The organism is Nonomuraea glycinis, assembly GCF_014646515.1.
GTDB classification, from domain to species: Bacteria; Actinomycetota; Actinomycetes; order Streptosporangiales; family Streptosporangiaceae; genus Nonomuraea; species Nonomuraea glycinis.
In genome coordinates this window covers 25,908-41,347 of the sequence record NZ_BMNK01000031.1, presented here as the reverse complement: position 1 = coordinate 41,347, position 15,440 = coordinate 25,908, and the positions used below count along the sequence as shown (strand labels likewise).

Annotated in this window: 16 protein-coding genes and 1 pseudogene; 6 read left to right on the top strand and 11 right to left on the bottom strand. The window is 66.7% G+C overall.

All coding sequences use genetic code 11. The annotated features are described in order from the left end of the window. Positions 1-59: 59 nt before the first annotated feature. The 4 genes and pseudogenes from IEY87_RS45070 to IEY87_RS45055 all read right to left on the bottom strand — a co-directional run. Positions 60-877: pseudogene (locus IEY87_RS45070) on the bottom strand (IS1380 family transposase); the annotation flags it as partial. Next, positions 816-1,214, bottom strand: coding sequence for a hypothetical protein (locus IEY87_RS45065; RefSeq protein WP_189145061.1), 399 nt, complete (start codon positions 1,212-1,214; stop codon positions 816-818). The pseudogene IEY87_RS45070 and the gene IEY87_RS45065, both read right to left, overlap by 62 nt. Beyond that, positions 1,211-2,233, bottom strand: coding sequence for a DEAD/DEAH box helicase family protein (locus IEY87_RS45060; protein ID WP_225278280.1), 1,023 nt, complete (start codon positions 2,231-2,233; stop codon positions 1,211-1,213). The genes IEY87_RS45065 and IEY87_RS45060 overlap by 4 nt, the downstream gene beginning before the upstream one ends. A gap of 3 nt (positions 2,234-2,236) precedes the next feature. Further along, positions 2,237-2,779, bottom strand: a complete 543-nt coding sequence (locus IEY87_RS45055) for a type I restriction enzyme HsdR N-terminal domain-containing protein (protein WP_189145059.1) — start codon at positions 2,777-2,779, stop codon at positions 2,237-2,239. Positions 2,780-3,045: 266 nt separating this feature from the next. Between IEY87_RS45055 and IEY87_RS45050 the strand changes: the two genes are divergently transcribed. From IEY87_RS45050 to IEY87_RS45040, 3 genes are read left to right on the top strand one after another with little or no spacing between them, the layout of a single operon-like run. Further along, a complete protein-coding gene (locus tag IEY87_RS45050; RefSeq protein WP_189145058.1) occupies positions 3,046-3,288 on the top strand; it encodes a hypothetical protein in 243 nt (80 codons plus the stop codon). Further along, on the top strand, positions 3,285-5,480 hold the full coding sequence (locus IEY87_RS45045) for a hypothetical protein (protein ID WP_189145057.1): 2,196 nt from the start codon (positions 3,285-3,287) through the stop codon (positions 5,478-5,480). The genes IEY87_RS45050 and IEY87_RS45045 overlap by 4 nt, the downstream gene beginning before the upstream one ends. Further along, on the top strand, positions 5,477-6,067 hold the full coding sequence (locus IEY87_RS45040) for a hypothetical protein (RefSeq protein ID WP_189145056.1): 591 nt from the start codon (positions 5,477-5,479) through the stop codon (positions 6,065-6,067). The genes IEY87_RS45045 and IEY87_RS45040 overlap by 4 nt, the downstream gene beginning before the upstream one ends. A gap of 124 nt (positions 6,068-6,191) precedes the next feature. Here IEY87_RS45040 and leuA read toward each other — a convergent pair whose 3' ends face one another. Continuing rightward, positions 6,192-7,898 (bottom strand): 2-isopropylmalate synthase, encoded by a 1,707-nt coding sequence (gene leuA / locus IEY87_RS45035; RefSeq protein WP_189145055.1) that lies wholly within the window; start codon positions 7,896-7,898, stop codon positions 6,192-6,194. 188 nt (positions 7,899-8,086) lie between these two features. After that, a complete protein-coding gene (gene ddaH / locus IEY87_RS45030; RefSeq protein WP_189145054.1) occupies positions 8,087-8,833 on the bottom strand; it encodes a dimethylargininase in 747 nt (248 codons plus the stop codon). Positions 8,834-8,871: 38 nt separating this feature from the next. Here ddaH and IEY87_RS45025 point away from each other — a divergent pair, with 38 nt between their 5' ends. Genes IEY87_RS45025 through IEY87_RS45015 form a run of 3 tightly spaced genes read left to right on the top strand, consistent with a single transcriptional unit; the run spans position 8,872 to position 10,879 of the window. Then, positions 8,872-9,117 carry a DUF2630 family protein gene (locus IEY87_RS45025; protein ID WP_189145053.1) on the top strand — a complete coding sequence of 82 codons (246 nt, stop codon included), beginning with the start codon at positions 8,872-8,874 and terminating at the stop codon, positions 9,115-9,117. A gap of 41 nt (positions 9,118-9,158) precedes the next feature. Then, on the top strand, positions 9,159-10,133 hold the full coding sequence (locus IEY87_RS45020; protein ID WP_189145052.1) for a GNAT family N-acetyltransferase: 975 nt from the start codon (positions 9,159-9,161) through the stop codon (positions 10,131-10,133). A gap of 26 nt (positions 10,134-10,159) precedes the next feature. Continuing rightward, a complete protein-coding gene (locus IEY87_RS45015; RefSeq protein ID WP_225278275.1) occupies positions 10,160-10,879 on the top strand; it encodes a Mut7-C RNAse domain-containing protein in 720 nt (239 codons plus the stop codon). Positions 10,880-10,919: 40 nt separating this feature from the next. On the opposite strand, the gene urtE is transcribed toward IEY87_RS45015, so the two are convergent. From urtE to urtA, 5 genes are read right to left on the bottom strand one after another with little or no spacing between them, the layout of a single operon-like run. Then, positions 10,920-11,609, bottom strand: a complete 690-nt coding sequence (gene urtE / locus IEY87_RS45010) for an urea ABC transporter ATP-binding subunit UrtE (protein ID WP_189145050.1) — start codon at positions 11,607-11,609, stop codon at positions 10,920-10,922. Beyond that, positions 11,593-12,336 carry an urea ABC transporter ATP-binding protein UrtD gene (urtD, locus tag IEY87_RS45005; RefSeq protein WP_189145049.1) on the bottom strand — a complete coding sequence of 248 codons (744 nt, stop codon included), beginning with the start codon at positions 12,334-12,336 and terminating at the stop codon, positions 11,593-11,595. The genes urtE and urtD overlap by 17 nt, the downstream gene beginning before the upstream one ends. Further along, positions 12,320-13,336 carry an urea ABC transporter permease subunit UrtC gene (gene urtC, locus IEY87_RS45000; RefSeq protein ID WP_189145048.1) on the bottom strand — a complete coding sequence of 339 codons (1,017 nt, stop codon included), beginning with the start codon at positions 13,334-13,336 and terminating at the stop codon, positions 12,320-12,322. Before urtC ends, urtD begins: the two co-directional genes overlap by 17 nt. After that, positions 13,333-14,181, bottom strand: coding sequence for an urea ABC transporter permease subunit UrtB (urtB, locus tag IEY87_RS44995; RefSeq protein WP_189145047.1), 849 nt, complete (start codon positions 14,179-14,181; stop codon positions 13,333-13,335). Before urtB ends, urtC begins: the two co-directional genes overlap by 4 nt. Beyond that, the gene (gene urtA, locus IEY87_RS44990; RefSeq protein WP_189145046.1) at positions 14,181-15,401 is read right to left on the bottom strand and encodes an urea ABC transporter substrate-binding protein; all 1,221 of its coding nucleotides are present in this window, start codon (positions 15,399-15,401) and stop codon (positions 14,181-14,183) included. Before urtA ends, urtB begins: the two co-directional genes overlap by 1 nt. Positions 15,402-15,440 lie beyond the last annotated feature (39 nt).

The window sequence follows — 15,440 nt, the reverse complement described above, 5'->3', positions numbered from 1 at the left end:
CTACCTCTTCCAGACTTCTGTCAGCTTATGTAGTCGACTGTCCGGAATCTGCTAGGCACCTCAAGGTCGGTGAAGCGCAGTTGGGCGCCGGGGTGCGGGCGTTCTTTGCGGGCGATGACGCGCATGCCCGTGGGCCAGCCGGTTAGATCGAGCAGGCCGGTGAGTTCGGCGACCCAGGCGCCCGGGCGTGGCCGCTGGTCGGCGTCGTAGGCGGGGGTCCAGGCGGTGGCGGGGAGTTTGAGGATCGCCTGGCCGATGTCGTCGGTGATGGTGAAGCCGATGGAGTACTTCAGCCATCGGCCGGGGCGGGTGAGCCAGGTGAGAACTCGCGGGTGCCGCCGCCGGAGTCGGTGCGGATGAGGACGTTGCGCCGCTGGTGTTTGGGGAGTTGGGTCAGGGCGAGCCGGGTGGTCTTGATGTGGTCGGCGGCGGTGTTGGATCCGGCGTTGCCGGCCCTCAGTAGCAGGGCCAGAGGCTCGCCGCCGCCCTCGCCTTGGTGGTCGGCGAAGGCGGTCATCGGGTGGAAGCCGTAGCTTTTCTTCCAGGTCGGTGCCGCGCGCTGCTTGTCGGAGTGGGAGATGACGATGGTGGCGTCGAGATCCACGATGAGTGGCTGACTGTCGGCGCCGGGAGCGTGTGGGCCGGCCAGGTGCCAGGCGCGCTGGCGTGCGGTGGCTCGGGCGGCGCGGATGGCCTTCAGCGATTGGGCCGGGTCGGCGGCAAGCCGGTCGATCAGGCGCGAGACCGTCGGATCTGAGGCGATGGGGCCGAACAGTTCGGGCTGGGAGCGCAGCAGGGCGATATCGGCCAGGCAGTCACCGCCGAGAGCCAAGGTGAGGGCCAGGTCGGCGATGACCTTGCCGGGGTCGTGCACGGCCCACATAAAACCTGCGGGCGCGGGTGGTCAGCGTCGAGACCAGCTCGTCGTCGCTCATGCCCTCGGCAGGATCGAAGGACCCACCTTCCTGCCTGTCGTAGTCGGCCTCAGGCTCGGCGACCCACACCTGGTCGTCGGCGAGGTCCTCCTCGACGGTCTCGACCGCGTGTCCGTCGTCGTCGGTCTTGACCTCGTAACGGCGGACGGGAGGACCGTCGAACTCGGGGTCGTTGAACTTCCTGGTCGCGTAGACGAAGTCGATGATGTCGAAGCTGAACTTGTCCTTGTCCTTGAACAGTCTCGTGCCGCGGCCCACGATCTGCTTGAACTCCGTCATCGAGCCGATCGGGGGAAGATCACGACGTTGCGGACCATTGGCATGTCGACGCCCGTGGAGAGCAGCCTGGACGTCACCGCGATCACCGGCGTGTCCGTGTCCACCTTCTTGAACTCGCCGAGGTGCGCGAGTCCGGGGTCTCCGTCCCTGGAGGTGATCCTGACGACGTAGTCACCGCCGTACTGCCGGGACAGATCCGCATTGAGGTTGTTCAGCGCATCGCGCATCCGGCCGGCGTGGTCGGAGTCGACGCAGAAGACGATGGTCTTGTTCATGCGGCCGGTCTCATGCAGCAGGTCCGTCAGATACTGGGCCGCGACGTCGGTACGTTCCTTGATCGCAAGGATGCGCTCGAAGTCCGGCTGGGTGTACTCCCGTTCCGGGATGGCGTTGCCGTAGTTGTCGAGCTGACCCGGCTCCGGCGCCCAGCCGCTGACGTCGACGTTGATGTTCACCCTGCGCACCCGATAGGGGGCGAGGAAACCGTCTTCGATGCCGTCCTTGAGGGAGTACTCGTAGACGGGCTTGCCGAAGTATTCGTACGTGTCGGCGTCGCGTTCGCTGATGGGCGTCGCGGTGAGGCCGATCTGCACGGCGAACGCGAAGTGCTTCAGGATGCGTTGCCAATTGGAGTCGTCCTTGGCACTCCCCCGGTGGCACTCGTCGACGATGACCAGATCGAAGAAGTCCTTGTCGAACTGCTCGAACAGTGCCTTACAGTCGCCCGTCGTCTGCTTTCCCTGGCGATCGAGGGACTGGTAGAGCGCGAAGTAGATGTCACGGCCGAGTTTCGCCACCCCGCCGCCCAGCTTGTGGACGGCCTCGCCGAATCCTTGGACGAAATATTCGTCTTTGGGCTGATCAACGAGGATATTCCGGTCGGCGAGATAGAGCACCCGCGGCCGACGCCCCTTGATCCAACCGCCGTTCGACAGCTTCTTGACGATTTGGTAGGCCACGAGGGTCTTGCCCGTACCGGTGGCCAGGACGAGCAGGACTCGATTCGCTCTTCGCCCGATGGCCTATACCGCCTTGTTGACCGCCAGCCGCTGGTAGTAGCGGGGAATCTTGGGAGTGTTGTCCCAGTTCTTGAGCGACTGGTCGAAGGGGGTCAGCACGAGGTCGGTGGCAAGCGGCACGTCGAGACCCTTGGCCTGGCGGTAGCGCCGCCACAGCTCGTTCGGCGAGGGGTAGCCGTCGATCTCCGTGATGAGACCGGTGCCACGGTCGAACTCCTGGATCCGCCGCCCGTTCGTGGCATAGGCGAACGGCACCTCAAGCTTCTTGGCATACCGCTTCGCCTGCTCAAGGCCATCGGCGGCGCTGATGGACGTCCGCTTGACCTCCACCACCGCGATGGGTAGACCCGGACGGTATTCGAGCGCGTAGTCGGCGCGGAGCTGTGCTCCCCGCCTCGGCCTGCCTCCGGCGGCCATGATCTTTCCATCCGTGATGGTGTACTCGTCGACCATCTGGTCCCGGTCCCACCCCGACTGTTTCAGCTGATGTTCAACGAGCGTCCGTCGGGTTTCATTTTCGGTGGGCGAAGGAGATCCATGGGTCACAGCCAATTCTTACCTGACAAGACCGGCGGAAGATCACATCTCTACCAGACCGTAATGTTGGCCTCACGCATCTCACTCCATTGAAGAGCAACAGCACCCATGCTCACAATCGGGCAAAATGGTCCACTCCGAACAGAGCCGGATGGCGTTCCATACTTTCAGCGAGTTTTCGCTTGTTCTGTTGAGGTGCTGTTGATTACCGTGTGAACACGTCAGGGCCGCCTCCTGATCTGGTTCTTTGCAGCGAGCCATCCAAGGGGATCATCTTGGCCGACCTCGATCGCGAGGCGATGCGGGCCGTGGCGCAGCGCATCCAGCGCCTGTCGGACGAGCACTGGTGGGCGCTCACCCCTTCCTGCCGGCTGATGGAGACCGACGCCTGGGTGGGGCCGACGGGCACCCGGTTCGACACGCAGGTCCACGCTGACCAGCGGGAGCTGTGGGACATGCTCACGCGGGCCGTACAGAGCGCCAACCAGATACTGGCCGCGCTTCCGGATAAGGCATGACGGAGTTCAGCGGGGTCAAACAGCCCGCGTTCGACACGATGACGGGCAGGCACGCCCAGGCCGCCCAGCAGTTGGAGGAGCTGGCGCAGAGGCTGCACGGCGAGTTGCAGGGCGCCGGGCTCGATACCTCTCCGGCGGCGCAGCTTCGGGAGCTGGCCGGACGAGTCACCACACAGGCCGAGGACCTGCGGCGGCGGCAGAAGCTGATCCATGAGCTGCAGCGGCAGAAGGTCAGCTTCGGGACGAGCACTCCGGCCGGGAGCTTTCTGGAAATGCCTGACGGCCTGGAGGCCGCCAAGAGCCTGCTGGATGGGACGCTGGCCGGTCGGGCCGCGCTGAACGCCTCGCGAGGAGATGCCAAGGCGCTGGCCGAGCTGGAGAAGTACGCCTCGCGGACCGGGGACGCGGAGTTCGTCAAGGTGTTCCTTGGCGTTCTGGGAGCCGGAGGGGCGACGCGGCTGCCCGGCTCGATCGCCACCGAGTTGCGCGCCGCCTCGAAACAGGGCGATTCGGCGCGCGTGGCCTCGGTCTCGGCCCAGGGCCAGAGGGCTCTGGGCATGCTCAGCAGGACCCTGGCCAAGGCGACCGATCCGAAGAATCCCGCGTACCTAGGTGCTGATTTCACCAGAGACTTGGTGAAGCAGGGCCGGACCGAGCACAGGTCCGGCGATATGAAGTACTCGGGCTACCAGGCTCAGGCACTGATCTGGCGTGCTCACGAGGAGGAGCCTCCGTACTCGAAGGAGTTCATGGAGATCGTCGGACGCGACGTGATCGTCTACGAGCGCGAGCAGCGCGAAAGCGCATGGAAGGCAAGCAAAGACTTCTCATGGGCTCAACGACCCATCGTCGACCTGGCCGGCATGCTCGGACTCGGCACCCTGCTGAGACCAGGGACGCAGGCCGGTGCTCCGGGAGTGAAGAGCTCATCCTCGGTAGTGGACGGCCTGTTTCACGCGGCGAAGTCCAGCCGGGAGGCCTCTCATGCCCTCCTGACCCACACTCCGGCCGGGTGGAAGGAGTCCATGCTGGACTATCTGCTGACCACCAGGTGGGGGGTCTCCCAGTACGTCGACGACGGTGCGGCCATCAGTGACATGCTGATCACCGCAACGACGGGACAGGACGCAACCAGCAAGAAACTGGCCGCTGGCATGATAAAAACCGTCTCTGATGAAGTGCGTAACGGATTCGGAAAGGACACCCACGGAAACCTGGAGATCCTAGACCGAGAAGCTCTTGATCGATACCTCCCGCTGAGTTATCCGTTGGCACGCGCAATTGCTGCCAACGTGGACGAGATTTCAAATCTGGTCCTGAACCAGGCGACCTTCGGCGAGGTCGCGGCCAAGGACATGGCCTACGCACTGGTGGTGGCGACGTCCCACGACAAGGGATTCGAGGCGCTGGCGAGAGCACAGACAGAACACATGCGAGCAGCCCTCGCCACAGCGGTGCCCCCAGTCGGGCTCAACGCCTCCAACGCCGAAGAATCCGGGTTCACGAAGGCCGAAGTGAAGCAGTTCGACATGAATGAAAACGGGCGGGTTGACAGAGACGACGTCCTGCACTTCCTTGGGGACCGCGCCAAAGCGGAGGCGCGCTCTTTCGGGTTCATCGTGGAAATCCGTCGACAGGTGCTGATCGCCCAGGGGCTGGATGACAAGAAGGCAGACGAAGCACTGACGTCCATGGTGCGTGATGCGATAGGCATGATCCCGGTTCCGGGGGCCAAGCACGTTGGCACTCTGGCCGTTGGAGCGTTCGGCGAGATAGCAGGCAAGGGGTATGAAAAGCTCGCTGGACTTGCGTACGACGAACTTGCCCGGCACATAGTCAGGCAGGCGTCCGAGCAGGTGCCCAGTCTCGACGAAACGCATCGGACACTGGCGGAAAACCGACTGGCGGTGGACAGGCTAGCGGAGCAGATGCTTGCCACGGCCTTGCTCAGTAAGGGCATGCTCGATGGGCTGGATCTGAAGAACGAGACATTTACTTTCGGCAATCCGCCGAGGCTCAAACCCTTTGCTGAAATGAGCCCTCAAGAATATAGCAGATTCCTGAAGTGGAGCCGTACAGCCGGAGGAAGCGAAAGTCTGTATACCAGCTTCCGGGACACCTTCCGCACAACCAGTGATGTGAATGACCATCTAGCTCTGAAGATTCCATCCGAGTCCGAAGGTGCCAAATGAGGATTGTTCTTCTTCCGATTGCCCTGGCAACCCTCGGCATTCTTGCCACGGCCTGCACTCCAGAATTCGACAACGCCTCTGAACCGCCCCCGATTCCCCGGCCTGTCGTTGATTCCACTCCATACCTCTGCACGCTTATTCCGGAGGGCGCACTTCGCCTCGTCAGTAATGTCACCGAACCTCGCCCCGAAAGAACTGATGGCACTGAGCGGAACGGTAGCTGCCGGGCCCCTGACGCGGCCCCGCAGGCTCTAGAGGTGTGGTGGATGCAGGAACGTGGAATGCCGCGCGGGCACTTGGATTTCCTTATGGGTGACAGGCGAAAAGTTTACACCAGGTATGGCGGGATTGAGCTCCCTGCAGAGCTCGGTGACGGCATGGCCGCATACCTGCCCAACCCCCCAGTGAATGACCAGCCGTATCAAGCGAGCGCGAAGTTCCGCTGTGGGGAAATGGATCGTTTGATCGATATCTCGCTGCCTCAAATCTCAAAAGGCAGAGACGCCATGAAAGACCTCACCGACCTCATGCGCATCGCCCAGAAGCGCTACAGCCAGATCCATGACTGCACCCTCACCTCCGGATAAAGCACTTCGACCGCACCCCTCATGGTGAGCTGGGCGCGGTCGAGAAGAGGTGGCATCGTGCCTGGTGGGCGGCATGCCGGGCACCAGACCCCGCAGATCGTGCAGGGCCGGCGAAGGGAAGCGGTCAGCGCGAGGCGCGGTTTACCGCTGAGATGACCGCCTTGAGCGAAGCTGTAGTGGTGTTGGCGTCGATCCCGACCCCCCACAGCACCTGCCCATCAACGTCACACTCCAGGTAAGAAGCGGCCTTGGCATCGGCCCCAGCGCTCATGGCGTGCTCGACATAGTCCAGCACCCGCACCTTGACCCCCACCCCAGCAATGGCATCGACGAACGCCGAGATAGGCCCGTTGCCCGCCCCCGAGATCTCCCGGATCTCCCCGTCAACGCGCACATCAGCACTGATCCGGTCCTTGTCGTCAACCGTCGACTCGTGCCGGTGCGCCATCAGCCCCAGTCGCCCCCACCGGTTGTCCGGAGTGGGCAGGTACTCATCCTGGAAAATCGAGTACATAGCGGCAGGACTGATCTCCCCGCCCTCGGCGTCCGTCCGGGCCTGCACCACCTTGGAGAACTCGATCTGCAGCTTTCGAGGCAGATCCAGCTGGTGGTCGGCCTTCATGATGTAGGCCACCCCGCCCTTACCCGACTGGCTGTTGACCCGGATGACCGCCTCGTAGGTCCGCCCGATGTCCTTGGGGTCGATGGGCAGGTAAGGCACCGCCCAGGTGAACGAGTCCACCGGCACCCCGGCAGCGGCGGCGTCCCGCTCCAGGTGCTCGAACCCCTTCTTGATGGCGTCCTGGTGCGACCCAGAAAAAGCTGTGTAGACCAGCTCCCCACCCCACGGGTGCCGAGGATGCACGGGCAGCTGGTTGCAGTATTCGGTGATGCGCCGGATCTCGTCGATGTCGCTGAAGTCGATCTGCGGGTCGACGCCCTGGGAGAACAGGTTCATCCCCAGCGTGACCAGGCAGACGTTGCCGGTGCGCTCGCCGTTGCCGAACAGGCAGCCTTCGATGCGGTCGGCGCCGGCCATATAGCCCAGCTCGGCGGCGGCCACGGCGCTGCCGCGGTCGTTGTGCGGGTGCAGCGACAGGATGATCGAGTCGCGGTAGGCCAGGTTGCGGTGCATCCACTCGATCTGGTCGGCGTAGATGTTGGGGGTGGCCATCTCGACGGTGGCGGGCAGGTTGAGGATGACCTTGCGGTCGGGGGTGGGCTGCCACACCTCGTTGACGGCGTCGCACACCTCCACCGCGTACTCCAGCTCGGTGCCGGTGAACGACTCGGGCGAGTATTGGAAGCGTACGTCCACGTCGCTGGCGTCGGCGAGCTTCTTGACCAGCTTGGCGCCTTCGACGGCGATCGCGGTGATGCCTTCGCGGTCCATGCCGAAGACGACGCGGCGCTGCAGGGTGGAGGTGGAGTTGTACAGGTGGACGATGACCTGCTTGGCGCCCTCGATGGACTCGTAGGTGCGCTCGATGAGCTCGGGCCTGGCCTGGGTCAGCACCTGGATCACCACGTCATCGGGGATCCGGTCCTCTTCGATGATCTGGCGTACGAAGTCGAAGTCGGTCTGTGAGGCGGCCGGAAAGCCGACCTCGATCTCCTTGTAGCCCAGCTTGACCAGCAGCTCGAACATCTGCAGCTTGCGATGGGCGTCCATCGGGTCGATCAGTGCCTGGTTGCCGTCCCGCAGGTCGACGGCGCACCAGCGGGGCGCCTCGGTGATGACCTTGTCGGGCCAGGTGCGGTCGGTCAGCCGGATGGGTTCGAAGGGCTGATAGCGCTGGAACGGCATCGGGCTGGGCTGCTGAGCAGTCATGTCGTGTGCTCCTCGTCGGTCGAACGGAATCGGCCGACGCGCATGACAGGCTCCGCGGCGAGGGAGCCGGCCTAGAGGCCCCCGCCGCGGCAGCTAAGAAGCAGTCCGCGCAGCATGGCTTTCACGCTATCAGACGTCTCACCGTGCCCCCGCCCGGTTCCACATCGTGAGAAGTCAATCCTCAGAAGTCAGGAGGAGATGAGAACGCTGAGGCAGGTGACACACCCCTCCAACTTCTCAAACTCCGAAATATCCACCACCGTCACACTAAATCCGCGCTTTTCGAGCATGGCGGCGGTCTGGGGCGCGGAGGCGGCCATCAGGACCCGGTCACCGCCCAGCGGCACCACATGCGCGCCCGACTCCTCCGGCGGCACCAGCAGATCAGGCAGATCCACGTACGCCGGAAGGCCGATGAGCGTGCCGTCCGGCAGCGCGGTGACCGCCGACTTCAGATGCAGCACCCCGCTCAGCCGTACGGGGACGACGTGCCGCTCCGGCAGCAGCGCGATGAGCTGCCTGATCCCCTGGTCGTTGGTCCGCGCGGACCTGCCGACGTAGACGGTGTTGTCGACCTGCAGCACGTCTCCGCCGTCGAGCGTCCCGGGCGCGGCGATGCGCACCGCCTTCACCCCGATCTGCCGCAGAACCGCCCCCACGGACTCACTCTCCGGCCGCCGCTCCGGCGCACCCGGCCTGGTCAGTACGGCCAATTGCCCGGCCACCACGACCGTGTCCTCCACGAACGGCGCGTCGGGCAGTTCGTCGGCGGGCTCGGCGTACACCACCCGCCACCCGTTCGCGGTGAGCGCGGCCACATAGCGGGCGTGCTGCTCAACGGCCAGCTCGCGATCCACGACCTCTCGCGGGACATGGGTGACGATCCCCTCGGCGATTCGAGGACCAGGCATTCTTACCAGCGCGATACCGGACATAGGGCGTTTTCTATCACGTGGTCGGTAGAGTCTCGGTCATGCGGGACAACGAGATTCTCTCCACGATCAGCGCTCTGGTCGACGAGGAGCACGAACTGCGCAGCAAACTGCGCGACGGCGAACTCGCCGGCGACGAGGAGCACGAGCGGGTCAAGCAGCTGGAAGTGGCCCTCGACCAGTGCTGGGACCTGCTCCGGCAGCGCCGGGCGCGGCGCGGGGCCGGCGAGGACCCGGACGCCGCCGCCGCCCGTCCCGCCGATCAGGTGGAGAATTACCGGCAGTAAATGGCTCGCGTACCCGGCGCCGGGTGCGCTTGTGTGAGCTCATGCAGATCCACCGCATCGACCCGGAGCGGCCTGGCCGCCTGCTCGACGACTTCCACGACGCGTTCGTCGCCGCCATGGAGGGGGTGCCCGGCCCGCAGGTCCCTGTCGCCCGCTTCCGGCAGGAGGTCGGCGAGGGCGGCCCCGGGGCGCGTACCGAGTCCTGGGTCGTGGTCGAAGACGGCCAGGTCGTCGCGGGTTACGGGCTGGGCTTCCCCCGGTACGACAACGCCCACGTAGGCGTCCTGTTTCCTCTCGTGGTTCGCCCTGAGCGGCGCCGGCAGGCGATGGGCTCCGCCCTGCTCGCCCACGCCCTCGGCCGGCTGCGTGCCGACGGCAGGCGGCTGCTCCTCGCCGAGACGCCCACCGAGGGCGTCGGCGCGCGGTTCGCGCTGGCGCGCGGCTGCACGGCCGGCGTGGTCCTCGCCCGCCGCGTGCTCGACCTCCGCAAGGTCGACTGGGATGCTTTCGAGCGGATGATCCCCCACAGCGAGGGCTATCACCTGGAACGATGGACCGGCCCCACGAGCCCGGAGCTGCTGCCCGATCTCGCCACGGTGATGAACGGAATGAACGACGCGCCCCGCGACGCGGACGTGGAGGCGATGAACATCCCCCTCGAACGGGTCCGAACCGGCGAGCAGCGCACCCGCGACGGGGGCGACGACTGCTACACCATCCTGGCCAGGCGGACCTCCGACGGCGCCCCCGCCGGCTACACGCGCGTCTTCCTCAGGGCGGACCGCGAGGACGACTGGGCGCACCAGGGCGACACGACCGTGCTGAGGCAGCACCGCGGCCACCACCTCGGCCTGCTGCTCAAGCTCACCAACCTGTTCTGGCTGCGCGAGCGGGAGCCGCACCTCGACCACGTCATCACCTGGAACGCGACGTCCAACGCCCACATGCTGGCGATCAACGAGGCCATCGGGTTCGAGCTGCTGGACGAGTGGAACGAGTGGCGGCTCCCGATCTGAACACGGAGGCACGCAGAATGGGCGTTGTGACGGAACGGGACGCGCTTCTTCGCATCGCGCCGGAGCTGATGATGTTCCTGCCCGCGAGTCGCCGCACCAGCACGCGGCGGATCGCCCTCGACGGCTCCTCCACGCTGGGGCACCACGTGGAGTCGGCGGGCGTCCCGCTGACGGAGGTCGGCCCGATGACGGTCGGCGACCGCGGTGTGCCGCCGTCCTACCAGCTCCGGCCCGGCGACGTGGTGGACGTGCGGGCGGTGCCGAGGCCGCAGCCGCTGCCCGCGGAGCCGCGTTTCCTGCTCGACGTCCACCTGGGCACGCTGGCCAGGCGGCTGCGGCTGCTCGGCATCGACACGGCGTACCACAATGACATGGACGATCCGTCGCTGGTGGTGCAGGCCAACGAGGAGCGGCGGGTGCTGCTCACCCAGGACCGCGGCCTGCTGCGCCGCCGCGCCCTGTGGCTGGGCGCGTACGTGCGCGGCTCGCGGGCCCCGGACCAGCTCCGCGACCTGCTCGAACGCTTCTCCCCGCCGCTGCGCCCATGGACGAGGTGTACGGCCTGCAACGGCGAGCTGGTCACGGTGGCCAAGCGGGACGTGGAGCCGATGCTGCGCGACGGCACCCGCAAAGGCTACGACGCCTACGGCCGGTGCCGGGTGTGCGGCCAGGTCTACTGGCACGGCGCGCACAGCAACGACCTGGAGGAGATCGTCCGCTCGGCCCGCCTGTGGGCCGCCGGTTGACCTCCGCCCAAGCCCGCCTGTGAACAGCCGGTTGACCTGGTCAGACGGCCAGCAGCCGGTGCACGTCCGCCCCGTTCAGCTCCTCGGCGGCGCCCGTGCGTACGACGTGCCCGCCGTCGAGGATGACGAACCGGTCGGCCAGCCGTAGCGCGATGTCCAGATACTGCTCGACGAGGAGCACGGCGAGCCCGGAGGCGTGCAACCGCTCGATGGCCTCCTCGATCTCCTGGATGATCGACGGCTGGATGCCCTCGGTCGGCTCGTCGAGGATCAGCATCCTGGGCCCGGTCACCAGGACGCGGGCGATGGCGAGTTGCTGCTGCTGGCCGCCGGACAGGTGCCCGGCCCTGCGTTTGAGCAGCGGCTTCAGCCGGGGGAAGATCTCTAGCGCCTCGTCGATGGCGCCCTTCGGGGCCTTGGCCGCCTCGGCGGTCACCAGCAGGTTGCCGAGCACCGACAGCTGCGGGAAACACTGGTGGCCCTGCGGGACGTACCCCATGCCGAGCCGTACCCGCTCGTGCGGTTTGAGCCTGGTGACGTCGCGGCCGTCGAACGTGACGGCGCCCGCGGTCGCGGGCAGGACGCCCATGACGGTGTTGAGCAGCGTGGTCTTGCCGACGCCGTTGCGTCCCATGACGCAGACGAGCTGGCCGGGCTCGACGTCGAGCGAGACGCCGAACAGCACCCGCGCCCTGCCGTAACCGGATTCGAGGTCACTTACCGACAGCATCGCTGGGCTTCCTCCCCAGGTAGACCTCCTGCACCCGCGGATCGGCGCTGACCTGCTCCACCGAACCTTCCACGAGCACCTTGCCCTCGTGCAGCACCGTCACCTTCGAGGCGTGACGGCGCAGGAACTCCATGTCGTGCTCCACCACGATCACCGTGTGGTCGGCGGCGATCTGGGTGAGCAGCTCCCCCGTCCGCTCGCGCTCCTCCCGCGACATGCCGGCCACGGGCTCGTCCAGGAGCAGCAGCCTGGGGCGCTGTGCCAGCAGCATGCCGAGCTCCAGCCACTGGCGCTGGCCGTGGGAGAGAACGCCGGCTGAACGGTCGGCGAGCTCTTCGAGACCGGTCCTGGTCAGCGCCTCCTCGACGGCCTGCGACACCCCTTTGCGCCGGCGGGCCAGCGACCACAGCGGCCTGCGGAAGCAGGCCGCCAGGTCGAGGTTCTCCACGACGCTCAGCTCCTCGAAGACGACCGAGGTCTGGAAGGTACGGCCGACGCCGAGCCGGACGATCCGGTGCTCCTTGCGGCCCACCAGGTCGTGCCCGTCGAAGGTGACCGTTCCGGCGGCCGGCCGGGTGAGGCCGGTGATCACGTCGATGAGGGTGGTCTTGCCGGCGCCGTTGGGGCCGATCAGGAAGCGCAGCTCCCCTTCCGGCACCGTCAGGTCGACGCCGTCGAGGGCGTGGAACCCGTCGAACACCACTCGTACGTCACGTAGCTCGAGCACTTCGCCACCTTCCCAGGATGCCGGCGATGCCCTTCGGGGCCAGCGTCATGACCAGGATGAACAGCGCGCCCTGCAGGTAGAGCCAGCCGTCGGCGAACTGCTCGCTGAAGGCCGTCTTGGCGTATCCCATGAGGACCGCGCCGAGCACGGCGCCGGCCAGCGCGTGCCGCCCGCCGACGGCCACCGCGACGACGAGCTCCAGCGAGGGCACCACTCCGAGCAGCGCGGGCGAGATGATGCCCACCACCGGGACGAACAGGGCGCCCGCCAGCCCGGCCATGCCCGCGGAGGCGGCGAAGGTCACCGTCTTGACCGTCGCCGGGTTGTAGCCGAGGAACCGGACCCGGTCCTCGCCGTCCCGGACGGCCACCAGCAGCCTGCCGAACCTGCTGTTCACGAGCTGCCGGGTGGCGAGGTAGAGCACGCCAAGCACGCCGGCGACCACCAGGTAGAGCCCTCGCTGGGTGGAGTCGGCGGCCAGGTCCGCGCCGAACAGGTCGAAGAAGTTGGTCATGCCGTTGGTGCCGCCGGTCAGGCCCTGCTGCCCCACCAGGAGGATCACCATGGCGGCGGCCAGCGCCTGGGTGAGGATGGCGAAGTAGGCGCCGCGTACCCGCTGCCGGAAGACGAGCGTGCCGAGGACCACCGCGATCGCCACCGGGCCGAGCACCGCCATGCCGAGGGCGAACACCGGGTTGGCGAACGGCGTCCACAGCGCCGGCAACTCCTCCACGCCGCTCCACACCATGAAGTCGGGAAGCCCGCCGCCTTCGGCGAGCTTGAGGTACATGGCCATGGAGTAGCCGCCGAGCCCGAAGAAGACGCCCTGGCCAAGGGTGAGCATGCCGCCCTGCCCCCAGGCCAGCCCGATGCCGAGGGCGACGATGGCGTAGCAGAGATACTTGGCCAGCAGGCTCAGCCGGAAGGGTTCGAGCAGCAGCGGGGCCGCGACCAGGGCCAGCACGGCGATCGTGGCGAAGGGCAGGTGTTTTCTGATCATGTGAGCGCCCTCGACCTGAGCACGAACATCCCCTGGGGCCGCACCTGCAGGAACGCGATGACGGCTGCGAACACGATCACCTTGGCCAGGCTCGCGTCGGACCAGAACTCGGCGTAGGAGTTGAGCAGGCCGAGCCCGGCGGCGGCGAGCACCGCCCCGCGCAGCTGCCCGAGCCCGCCCGCGACCACCACGAGGAACGCGTCCACGATGTAGTACGTGCCGAGCGCGGGCCCGACCGGTCCGATCAGCGTCAGCGCGACCCCGGCCACGCCGGCCAGCCCCGACCCGATGAAGAACGTGAGCATGTCCACCCGGCCGGTGTCGATGCCGCTGGTCGCCGCGAGCTGCCTGTTCTGCACGACCGCCTGCGTCCTGCGGCCCTGCCGGGTGTGACCGAGGTACGCCCACACCGCGACCACGCCGGCGACGGCGAGCGCCAGGATGAACAGCCTGTTGTACGGCAGGATCCCGATCGCTCCCGTCAGCCAGGGCGGCGCCGCCACCTGCACGTTCGGCGCGCCGAACAGGTCGCGGGCGAGCTGCTGCAGCACCAGGCTGACCCCCCAGGTGAGCAGCAGCGTGTCCAGCGGCCGGCCGTAGAAGTGCCGGATGGCGGCCCGCTCCAGGATCAGCCCCATCAGTCCCGCGACCAGGAAGGCCGCGGGGAGCGCGAGCAGCAGGTCCTGGAGCAGGAAGGCGGTGTAGGCGCCCGCCATGATGAACTCCCCGTGCGCCATGTTGATCACGCCCATCTGGCCGAACGTGAACGTCAGGCCGAGCGCGACGAGCAGCAGCACCGCGCCGATCGACAGCCCGATGGGTAGCTGGTTGACCAGGGCCTCCATCAGCCCTGCGCCAGCCCGCTCGCCCAGGGGTAGCCCTTGAGGTACGGGTCGGGCTTGATCGGCTTGCCGGAGTCCCAGACCTGCTTGATCAGGCCGTCGGGCTGGACGATGCCGATGCGGGCCGTCTTGTACATGTGCTGGGTCTCACCGTCGATGGTGACCAGCCCCTCGGGGCGCTCCAGCGCGATGCCGCCTGCCGCCTTCTTGACCGCTTCGACCTCGACCGTGCCGGCCTTCTTGGCGGCCTCGGCCCACAGGTAGACGGCGTTGTAGCCGGCCTCCATCGGGTCGCTGGTGACCTTGTCCTGGCCGTAGGTGTCCTTGAAGGCCTTGACGAAGGCGGTGTTGGCCGGGTTGTCGGTGGTCTGGTAGTAGTTCCAGGCGACCGGCTGGCCGGCGATGTTGTCCACGCCGATGCCCTTGACCTCCTCCTCGGCGATGCTCACCGACAGCACCGGCATGCTCTCGGCGGTGGCGCCGGCGCTCTTGAGCTGCTTGAAGAAGGCGACGTTCGAATCGCCGTTGAGCGTGTTGAAGACGGCCTCGGGCTTGGCCTGGGTCACCTTGTTGACCAGCGTGGAGTATTCGGTGTGGCCGAGCGGGGTGTACTCCTCGCCCAGGATCTCCATGCCGTTCGCGGCGGCGTACGCCTTGATGATCTTGTTGGCGGTGCGCGGGAAGACGTAGTCGCTGCCCACCAGGAAGATCTTCTTCTTGCCCTGTTCCTTGAGGTAGTCCAGGCCGGGGATGATCTGCTGGTTGGTGGTGGCGCCCGTGTAGAAGATGTACGGCGAGCTCTCCAGCCCTTCGTACTGCACCGGATACCACAGCAGCGCCTTGTACCGTTCGAAGACCGGCAGCATCGCCTTCCTGCTCGCCGAGGTCCAGCCGCCGAACACGGTGGCGACCTTGTCCTGCCGGATGAGCTTGGTGGCCTTCTCGGCGAACGTCGGCCAGTCGGAGGCGCCGTCCTCCACCACGGGCACCAGCTTCTTGCCGAGCACCCCGCCGGCCTTGTTGATCTCCTCGATCGCGAGCAGCTCCGCGTCCCGCACCGTCACCTCGCTGATCGCCATCGTGCCGCTGAGCGAGTGGAGGAGACCGACCTTGATCTCGCTCCCTCCGGCCGCCTCACTGGGCGCGGTGCCGGACTGCGTGCCGGAGCACGCCGCGACGGAGATGACGAGAACCCCTGAGAGAATCGCGTGAGGAATACGCACTGCCGTTCCTTCCTGCAGACTTGCTCTGCGAGTAAAGTG

Excerpts from the sequence above, each read along its gene's own strand:
- IEY87_RS45065 (WP_189145061.1), bottom strand. The coding sequence starts at position 1,214 with ATGACGGAGTTCAAGCAGATCGTGGGCCGCGGCACGAGACTGTTCAAG.
- IEY87_RS45045 (WP_189145057.1), top strand. The coding sequence starts at position 3,285 with ATGACGGAGTTCAGCGGGGTCAAACAGCCCGCGTTCGACACGATGACG.
- IEY87_RS45040 (WP_189145056.1), top strand. The coding sequence starts at position 5,477 with ATGAGGATTGTTCTTCTTCCGATTGCCCTGGCAACCCTCGGCATTCTT.
- leuA (WP_189145055.1), bottom strand. The coding sequence starts at position 7,898 with ATGACTGCTCAGCAGCCCAGCCCGATGCCGTTCCAGCGCTATCAGCCC.
- ddaH (WP_189145054.1), bottom strand. The coding sequence starts at position 8,833 with ATGTCCGGTATCGCGCTGGTAAGAATGCCTGGTCCTCGAATCGCCGAG.
- IEY87_RS45025 (WP_189145053.1), top strand. The coding sequence starts at position 8,872 with ATGCGGGACAACGAGATTCTCTCCACGATCAGCGCTCTGGTCGACGAG.
- IEY87_RS45020 (WP_189145052.1), top strand. The coding sequence starts at position 9,159 with ATGCAGATCCACCGCATCGACCCGGAGCGGCCTGGCCGCCTGCTCGAC.
- urtE (WP_189145050.1), bottom strand. The coding sequence starts at position 11,609 with ATGCTGTCGGTAAGTGACCTCGAATCCGGTTACGGCAGGGCGCGGGTG.
- urtC (WP_189145048.1), bottom strand. The coding sequence starts at position 13,336 with ATGATCAGAAAACACCTGCCCTTCGCCACGATCGCCGTGCTGGCCCTG.
- urtB (WP_189145047.1), bottom strand. The coding sequence starts at position 14,181 with ATGGAGGCCCTGGTCAACCAGCTACCCATCGGGCTGTCGATCGGCGCG.